This window comes from uncultured Psychroserpens sp. (assembly GCF_947503375.1).
In the GTDB taxonomy this organism is placed as follows: domain Bacteria; phylum Bacteroidota; class Bacteroidia; order Flavobacteriales; family Flavobacteriaceae; genus Psychroserpens.
In genome coordinates, this window is sequence record NZ_CANNDQ010000006.1 from 298125 (window position 1) to 306684 (window position 8560).

General features: G+C 29.8%; 10 protein-coding genes. 5 read left to right on the forward strand and 5 right to left on the reverse strand.

The annotated features are described in order from the left end of the window. Window positions 1-58: 58 nt before the first annotated feature. Both tsaE and Q0876_RS12240 read left to right on the forward strand, forming a co-directional pair. On the forward strand, window positions 59-520 hold the full coding sequence (gene tsaE, locus Q0876_RS12235) for a tRNA (adenosine(37)-N6)-threonylcarbamoyltransferase complex ATPase subunit type 1 TsaE (protein WP_299228273.1): 462 nt from the start codon (window positions 59-61) through the stop codon (window positions 518-520). A gap of 239 nt (window positions 521-759) precedes the next feature. Beyond that, a complete protein-coding gene (locus Q0876_RS12240) occupies window positions 760-1308 on the forward strand; it encodes a hypothetical protein (protein WP_299228275.1) in 549 nt (182 codons plus the stop codon). A gap of 958 nt (window positions 1309-2266) precedes the next feature. Here the strand turns inward: Q0876_RS12240 and Q0876_RS12245 are convergent. Continuing rightward, window positions 2267-2422 (reverse strand): hypothetical protein, encoded by a 156-nt coding sequence (locus Q0876_RS12245; RefSeq protein WP_299228277.1) that lies wholly within the window; start codon window positions 2420-2422, stop codon window positions 2267-2269. Between the two features lie 18 nt (window positions 2423-2440). After that, a complete protein-coding gene (locus tag Q0876_RS12250) occupies window positions 2441-3871 on the reverse strand; it encodes a hypothetical protein (RefSeq protein WP_299228279.1) in 1431 nt (476 codons plus the stop codon). 297 nt (window positions 3872-4168) lie between these two features. Here Q0876_RS12250 and Q0876_RS12255 point away from each other — a divergent pair, with 297 nt between their 5' ends. Further along, window positions 4169-4534, forward strand: a complete 366-nt coding sequence (locus Q0876_RS12255) for a hypothetical protein (protein WP_299228281.1) — start codon at window positions 4169-4171, stop codon at window positions 4532-4534. Here Q0876_RS12255 and Q0876_RS12260 read toward each other — a convergent pair. Continuing rightward, entirely contained in the window at window positions 4531-5022 is a 492-nt protein-coding gene (locus Q0876_RS12260; protein WP_299228283.1) for a hypothetical protein, read from the reverse strand. The genes Q0876_RS12255 and Q0876_RS12260 overlap by 4 nt on opposite strands. 116 nt (window positions 5023-5138) lie before the next feature. After that, on the reverse strand, window positions 5139-5738 hold the full coding sequence (locus tag Q0876_RS12265) for a hypothetical protein (protein WP_299228285.1): 600 nt from the start codon (window positions 5736-5738) through the stop codon (window positions 5139-5141). 99 nt (window positions 5739-5837) lie between these two features. Between Q0876_RS12265 and Q0876_RS12270 the strand changes: the two genes are divergently transcribed. After that, window positions 5838-7037, forward strand: coding sequence for an alanine dehydrogenase (locus Q0876_RS12270; RefSeq protein ID WP_299228287.1), 1200 nt, complete (start codon window positions 5838-5840; stop codon window positions 7035-7037). A 19-nt stretch (window positions 7038-7056) separates the two neighbouring features. Beyond that, a complete protein-coding gene (locus Q0876_RS12275) occupies window positions 7057-7431 on the forward strand; it encodes a hypothetical protein (protein WP_299228289.1) in 375 nt (124 codons plus the stop codon). A 71-nt stretch (window positions 7432-7502) separates the two neighbouring features. Here the strand turns inward: Q0876_RS12275 and Q0876_RS12280 are convergent. Beyond that, a partial coding sequence (locus Q0876_RS12280) for a T9SS type A sorting domain-containing protein (protein ID WP_299228291.1) occupies window positions 7503-8560 on the reverse strand: 1058 nt, incomplete at its 5' end.

Sequence of the window (8560 nt, forward strand, 5' to 3'; positions counted from 1 at the left end):
TTTATTGTTATTATTGCGTACAAATTTGATTATAAAACAAAATTATAAGTAATAGATTTTGGAAATCAGCTATCATATTGATGAATTAGATAAGATTGCTAAGGTGATTTTAAAACAACTTAATTCGAAGATTGTTTTATTGCATGGTAATATGGGAGTTGGTAAAACCACCTTAATCAAGTCTATGGTTAAAGCATTAGGAAGTATAGATGATGTATCTAGCCCTACATTTTCATTAGTGAATGAGTATAAGTCTGATTATTTTACTATATATCATTTTGATTTATATCGGATTAATGATGAAGTTGAAATATTGAATTTTGGATTTGAAGATTATTTATTAAATACAGATAATAATTGGATGTTCATAGAGTGGCCAGAATTGGCAAAAAACCTATTACCTAAAGAAGTAAGCAGCATTACAATTGAACAGCATAATCAGACCTCAAGAACCCTCAAATTGAGCCAAAACGAATTATTAACCCAGAAAAACGCTATGGAGCACTACAAGAACGCATAATAAACATATCGCTTTAGACCGCACTAAGACTGTATACTACGGAAAAACCGTAACATAAAGGTGATTGTAAGAGTTGTTTTTAACACTCGATTAACAGCCAAAATATGATTAGCGTTATATTTTTGAACTATTAATTAATTAATCCCTTAATATTATGAAAACTAAAAAGTACGTATTAGCAATTGCGATTTTCGGTGGAATGTTGTTCACAGCTCAAGCAACTGACATTATTAATTTAGATGGACAAATCAAATCTGAAATCCAAAAGAAATCTAAGACAATCAAGAAGCCTACCAACGGATAGAAAAGCCGTAATCAAAGGTAGCTTAATAGCAACATTTATTGGTATAACTCCATACTTGTTTTATTTACATGAAAGTGTTCCAAATGAAAAAACTTGGACCACTTTTTTGTTTACATACGAAAGTACTTATTTTCAAGATGTAAATACAATGTTGTGGTTATTGTCAGGAAAAGCAATACCATTAGCTTTACTTCTAGTTTGGTTTTTTACTTGTCGCCATTGGTGGTATCATGCATTACTTGTTCCAATAGTTATGTATATTGTCCAGATTGTAGGGCTGTTAAATGATGACTTTGAATACTACGATAATTTTGAGTATCAATACTTCATACCAATAATGGCAATTGTTATTCCATCTATTTATTTAATTAGAGCACAAATGTTTGATAAAATCAATAATGCAGATAAAACAATGCAAGAATTGGAAGAAGAATTCATGTTTAAACCAAAAACTATTTTAGGTAAATTTAAGCAATATTTTTAAGTAATAATTCATTCAGATTATTTCTTAATTTGATTAACTTTGATAAATACACTTGCTTTTTTTATTAAATTGATTACTTGTTGTTGTATAGCCTTAAAATCTTTTATATTTAATAAAGAGACCTCTTCCATAACTGAATTTATTTCACTATTTAAATCTTCATTTAAGTTTCTAGATTTAGAGTAATAATTCAATTTTTTTGATAGATATACTAAAACTATAATTATAGGTATTGAAACAAAAAAAGATAAAATGAATTCTTTCTGATCAGCTTAATCTAATTCATCATTTAAAACTACTATCAAATGGTAAATACTAAATATAAGAGGAACTAAGGTAGCCATCTCCACCAGTTTTTACAAGATAGAAACCATAAAATATACGTAATTATAAAAATTAGTTTGATTGAGATCATATATGTCATCGACTGTAAATCGTAATAATAATTACAATTAAGTGTTACAAAACCAACTTTCAGTGATTTAATACCCACAGAAAACAAAAAATAGAAGTAAATTGGAAATGGTGAAAATGTAATTAAGATTACAAAATTATATCTCTCAATAAATATTTACGATGTGATACTTCATGCTTAAACATAAAATAATTAACGTAATGAAAAAGGTATAATAAATTTAAATGGTTCCTTTCTAAAACGACAACTATTATAGCAATAGTTGTCGTTTTTTATTGTACTGAATGCTGTTAAACTCTATTATAATGTTAGATATTAACTTTTTTCATCAAATACTTTATCTTCAAACTTAGAAGATTATTTGCTTTTCTATACGGGTTTATTAGAATCAAAACAGCAAAAAAATCTAATAAGCATGACTATTTGTTATGTAATCATTTTGATACAAACCTCATTAATTTCTTTAATGTATAGGTGTTAAATTAACATTTCAAAGAAAACACAAGATTTGATCATGTTAAAAGTACAAGTTGCTATTTATAGCTATTGATTTTCAAGCTGCATAATCTTAAGCTTCAAATATTTCATAAGACGTAAATACAATCTTATAAATACTACGATTGCAACAATAATTAAGAAATAGCAGATATAGATCCAAATAGCTCCAGATCCTAAACCTTCATTGATATTTTGTTCCATAAATAAAAAACTTTGATATTAAACATTCTCATAAAACCATTTAAAAATAGTATTTCCTGTTTGCTTATTTATTTTTAAGATACACACGTAGGGCTTGATCACATTCAGCGGGACACCAAATACTTCAACACCAAACGTAATGTGTCCATTTATTTGAATGACTATTTCATTTTCGATATTTTGTATCAAAGTGGGTGTACTTTCCTCCCATTCCATAAAAAATGTACTGCCGATCAAATTTGTATTTACATCAGTTATTGAATATTCCAATCCATCATCTATTTCAGATGAATTCAATACAAACTGCACCTCAAAAAAAACATCAGGATTAGAATTGATCTTAATAGTTTCTGTTTTAATAGTTTGGTTTTGAGTATCAACTGAAACACTACTATTACCTTCGGTAGAATTATTAATTTCGTCAAAAAGTGATTCTAATGCTTCAATAGAATCAAAACCTATGGTGTTTTCTTCAGACAACAAACAATCAATCGCATAATTAGCAGTGCCTAATGATGTATTTAATTGCTCTATCAATGTTTCATCAATTACACTCATACAATCGTCTACTGTTTCATTTGACTCTGTATTACTTTCATTACATGTATTTTCTGTTAAGCTCACACTACCATCTCCCATATTAATATCAGTATTCGCTATCTCACAAGGTTTTACGTATTCTGGCTTTGTAGTTGTATTAGAACTATTTCCACCGCCACCACCACTAGATGAATGATTTGGCGACCCTAACGAATTATCAGTATGCGGCTCATAATCTGCTACATATCGGCAAACCATATAAGTTTTAGAATACATAAAACTAGCAGTGCAATTTTCACCAGCTAGATGTTCTTCACCTTCTTCATTACCTTCACTCCAATTGCAATATTGAATGGTAATGTACTCACAATTGTATCTAGACTCTTCGTAAAGATAATCTAAATCTCCATTGTAGTTAATACTCTCAATACTATATTGCCCTTGAAATGAAGCTTTAGGGTCTATTTCAACATTAGCTAGGTAATTTTCAGTAGGATAATAGTTTATAATGTAAGCCTTAGTAGCACCTTGAGTATCAAAGCTAATAATTAAGTTACTAAAACTATTAGCCTCTTGATTATCCTTAACAATTTTGAGCGTAAACGTTGTGCTGTTATTACTCTCAGCTTGTATGATATCACTTGTAATAATGGTGAATCCATTAACATCTTCTGTTGATGATCTAAATTGTAGATTTAAATTATTATAATCTACTATGTCACTAGATATGAATTGATTCAAGTTTTTAAAATCACTTAGTTTACCTTTCTTAAATATAGTATTATATCCAGTTTCATCAAATGATTTTTCCTGATCACTAAGTAATTCTTCGTTTTGACAACTTGATAATACAACTAAAGAAATAATGAAAAGCATTAATTTATAATTGATGTTGTTATTTGCAGTCATAATTTTCACAATTTATACTTATACTAATTGTACAAGTGGATTAATAATTAATATATCCAAAGTCGAAAACGTACAAAGCCACAAAATCTATCACAAAGTCATAAAAAAACTAACGTTAGTTCAGAAAATTAAGCTTAATACCAACCTTAAATGAGCGACTTTGTAAAACTCAAATAAACTTAGTATTGCTAATATAGAAAATTTTCTACACAAAATAGAATTAATTAGAAAAAAACCTACATTTGTAGTATACACAAATTTATAAGGTAAACAAACTAATCTTTTTGGAACTAAAAAATGAGCAAAACCATAAACCGTATTATTAAAGTAGTTTCAGCACTCGGTCTAAGTGCCCGTCAATTTGATATTTCTATTGGCACAGCTAATGGTTATACCTTGCGTATGCAGAAAAACAATGCGTCAGTAGGTAGTGATGTTATAGAACGTATCGTAAAGGAATACCCTCAAGTAAATTTAGTTTGGCTGATTACTGGTAAAGGCGATATGTTTGTAGACGATACATCTAGACAGAAAACTAGAACTAAAAGTGAGATAGAAGCCTATATTGATGATCGACTTAAGGCACAATGGTCTGAAGAGAAAAAGGCGCTTTTAGATGAGATTTTAAATGAAATAGATGAAACTAAACGTAAAAGAAACTAGAAAGTTATTTGATCTCTTAGTGCTATTAACTGAATTAAATATTGTTTTTTTTCTAGCTTGTGCTTGTCGTTTTGAAGTTCCACTAATTTTTTCTTGACCTCCTTGTAGTCCTTAATATCAAACTTCGATATTTTTATTAATTGCTTATTGATCTCTTCATTTATCAACACATTAGAGGTATTTTTGTTAGCATAAAAATTGAATGTTTTTTTAAAAAAAAGTAAAATAAAGAAATAAACAATAAAACCAATGAATGTTTGGATATAAACTGAATCTTCAGAACCATATTTAGCAAAATTGAAATTAACTAATAGTTTATATATTTCAATTATAATAGGTACTAGTAGAATAAATTTCCATTTATATTTACACGTAATATACCAAATAGATAATATACATAATGTTAATATTTTTGTCATTATTAACCAAGCAAAAAAATTTATATCTTCAAAATAACCTGAATCGAATACAAAATATTTTGTTTCCAATAATGATTGGTTTTCTGGAAAAATGTTGTGTATATAATATAAGAATGGTATTATTATAATAAACACCATTATCACTAAATCCAGTTTGAATCTTTTATTATCAAATAACAAATTCATTAATTAGTTTTATAAAATTTGTTGCGAATTGTTACTAGCCTGTCTATATATGCTTTATTGCCAACTACTTTTTTTATCTTTTTAATTTTTAATATTTCTTTTTCTAATTGACTTAACTCAAGGTCTTTTTCACTATAGAGATCAAAAAAAACATTGTCAATCTCTTTATCTAATAATGAACTCATTTTATATGATGAGCTATAGTAGTTAAATTTATTAGAAATAAATAATAATAAAATAATTACTGGTAAAGTAAAAGGCAAACTATGAATAAAGTCTAAAACATATAAGTTTTCAATATTAGTATTAAAAATGCTGGACAATTTAAATAACTCAATAATGATTATGACCAAAATGGCATTTTTCCACCAATATCTACAAGTAATAAACCATAAAATTGAAAACATAAGTATTAACAGCTTCATCTTGCAGAAATAGATTAAATTCCTGAAAAAAGGAAAACCAAAACTACCAATCTTAAAAAAATACAAATCAACCTCAACTAAATTATCAGGAATAAATAAATCTAAAAAATAACCAAAGGTGACTAGTAGAATCAAAGTTGGAATTATAATATCTTTTACTCTGGTTTTTCTCATAACAACAATCAATATATAGAAAATTATCTACATCTAATATAGATATAATTTTAAATATTCAAATAATTATTTGTAATTTGAATTTTCAATCACAACCTAATGAGTAAATCATTATCGCCATTTACAAAAGCACAATTATTGCCACAAGAAGAGACTCTAGAGGTTTTAAGACAAAAAGGTAACTTATTTATTGGTATACCAAAAGAAACACATTTTCAAGAAAAACGTGTGTGTTTAACTCCTGACGCAGTTTCTGCACTGGTATCTAATGGACATCGCGTTATGATAGAATCTGGTGCAGGTGAAGGTGCAAACTTTAAAGACAAAACCTATAGTGATGCAGGTGCTGAAGTGACTAATGATACCGCAAAAGTATTCTCATGTCCAATTCTTTTAAAGGTAGAGCCTCCTTCCCTTGACGAAGTTAAACATATTAATCCACAAACCTTACTAATCTCTGCACTTCAATTAAAAACACAAAGTAAAAAATATTTTGAAGCACTAGCTTCTAAACGAATTACTGCATTAGCATTTGAATTCATTAAAGACGAAGATGGTGCTTATCCTGCTGTACGCTCATTAAGTGAAATTGCTGGTACGGCTTCAATACTTATTGCGTCAGAGTTATTGTCTAATGTTAATGGTGGAAATGGGTTAATGTTTGGAAACATAAGCGGTGTTCCTCCTGTGGAAGTTGTTATTATTGGTGCAGGAACTGTTGGTGAGTTTGCCGCTCGTTCAGCTATTGGTCTTGGTGCTAATGTAAAAGTGTTTGATAACTCAATAACCAAATTACGCTGTATTCAATCTAACTTAGGACGTACCATCTATACGTCAACATTGCAACCCAAAAATCTTATCAAAGCACTTAAGCGCTGTGATGTTGCCATTGGTGCGGTTAGAGGTAAAAACCGATCTCCAATTGTAGTAACCGAAACTATGGTAGATACAATGAAAAATGGAGCTGTAGTTATAGATGTTAGTATAGATATGGGAGGCTGTTTTGAAACCAGTGAAGTTACAAATCATGATAAGCCTACCTTTGAGTATAATGGAGTTATTCATTATTGCGTTCCAAATATTCCTGCTCGTTACTCAAGGTCTGCATCAGTATCGATAAGTAATATATTTACACCTTACCTTCTGAAAATTGCTGAAGATGGTGGTATAGAAAATGCCATCCGTTTTGATCGTGGTTTAAAAAATGGGTTGTATTTTTACCACGGAATATTAACTAATAAATCTGTTGCAGATTGGTTTGATCTTGACTGTAGTGATGTTAATTTGTTAATCTTCTAAAAACAAATTAAATAAACAAATGAAATTAATACACCGAATCGGCTACTATTTGGGTGGCTTCTCCATTGGTCTTATCATACTTGCCTTTTTTTTAAGTGGAAAAAAAACCTCATGTGCTTATGGCCCTAACGCTAGAACAGTTAAAAATATTTCTATCAAAAAGAAAGTATACTCAAGTACTTCTGAAGCTTCAATGCTAAAGTATAATATGGATACTTTGGATATTGCTAACCTTATTAAAACAGGTAAAATTGATTTTTCTGAAAGCAACACGAAATCTGATGGCTGTAAAACTTATCTATTAGAAAATACTTACGAGGAAAAATCCATTCAGTTACAAATTCAAAACTGTGATTCTACTGCAACGATACAATCTATAGTAATCAAATTATAAAAGTCAACCTAGGCTAAGATTGACTTTTTGGTATATTTTCTATAGGCATAAATAGATTAGATCATTGAATACTAACGTATAGGAATCTTTTTTACGATCGATTTATCATCATACATAAGTCGAACAATGTATATACCTCTTGAAAACTGAGATGTATTGATTTCTTTTTCTAAAACATCAACACCAGAATCATCAACCTGTTCATTATATAAGAGCTTTCCAGCCAAATCATAAATAGAAATACCATTTACATTCACTGTCTGCACACCAGATATCTTTACTTTAATAACATCAGATGCCGGCTCTTGATATACGAGTAAGTCAAATGCTTGAGGATCTTCAATTCCAGGGTCAGGTGAACAATCGTTCACAAAAACCATAACAGAATCTTCATCAGAATCCAATTCGTTATAAACCAATACTGAATATTCAGTATCTTCATCTGGTTCGACTGTGATACTCTGAGTTGTTTCTCCTGTACTCCATAAATATTCATCACCACCCGTAGCAACTAATGTAATTGCATCTTGAGAACATATCGTTAAATCTTCTCCTGCGTATGCCTCCACTGTTTCTACTACGTTCACAGTTACAGATTTTACATCAGAACAATTGTTAATATATCCAGCTACAGAATACGTTGTTGATGCTGAAGGATTAACTGCTATGTTAGGCTGTGTTGCACCATTACTCCATTCATAAGTATTAGCTCCAGATGCTGATAGCGTAATGAACTCTCCTTCTAGGATACTAACCTCTCCTCCATTGGCAATCACAACAGTTGGGTTTAAGTTGACAAAAACGGTAACATCATCTTGCGCCTGTTGATCTCCTTCAAAAACGGTTACAGTATAGTTTTGAGTAGAGTTAGGGCTTACAGTTATACTTTGTGTCGTTTCACCTGTACTCCATACATATGAATCTCCTTCCGAGGCTGTTAGCGTTGCTTCATAGCCTTGGCATATTGATTGGTCTTCTCCTGCACTAGCTAGAAATATGATTTGTTCAACAATAACCATAACTTCATCTGTTGCTTCACAACCATTTAACACACCAGTTACAGTATATGTGGTTGTACCAGTTGGTGTAACTTCAATTTCTGCTCCAGTTGCACCATTACTCCATACAT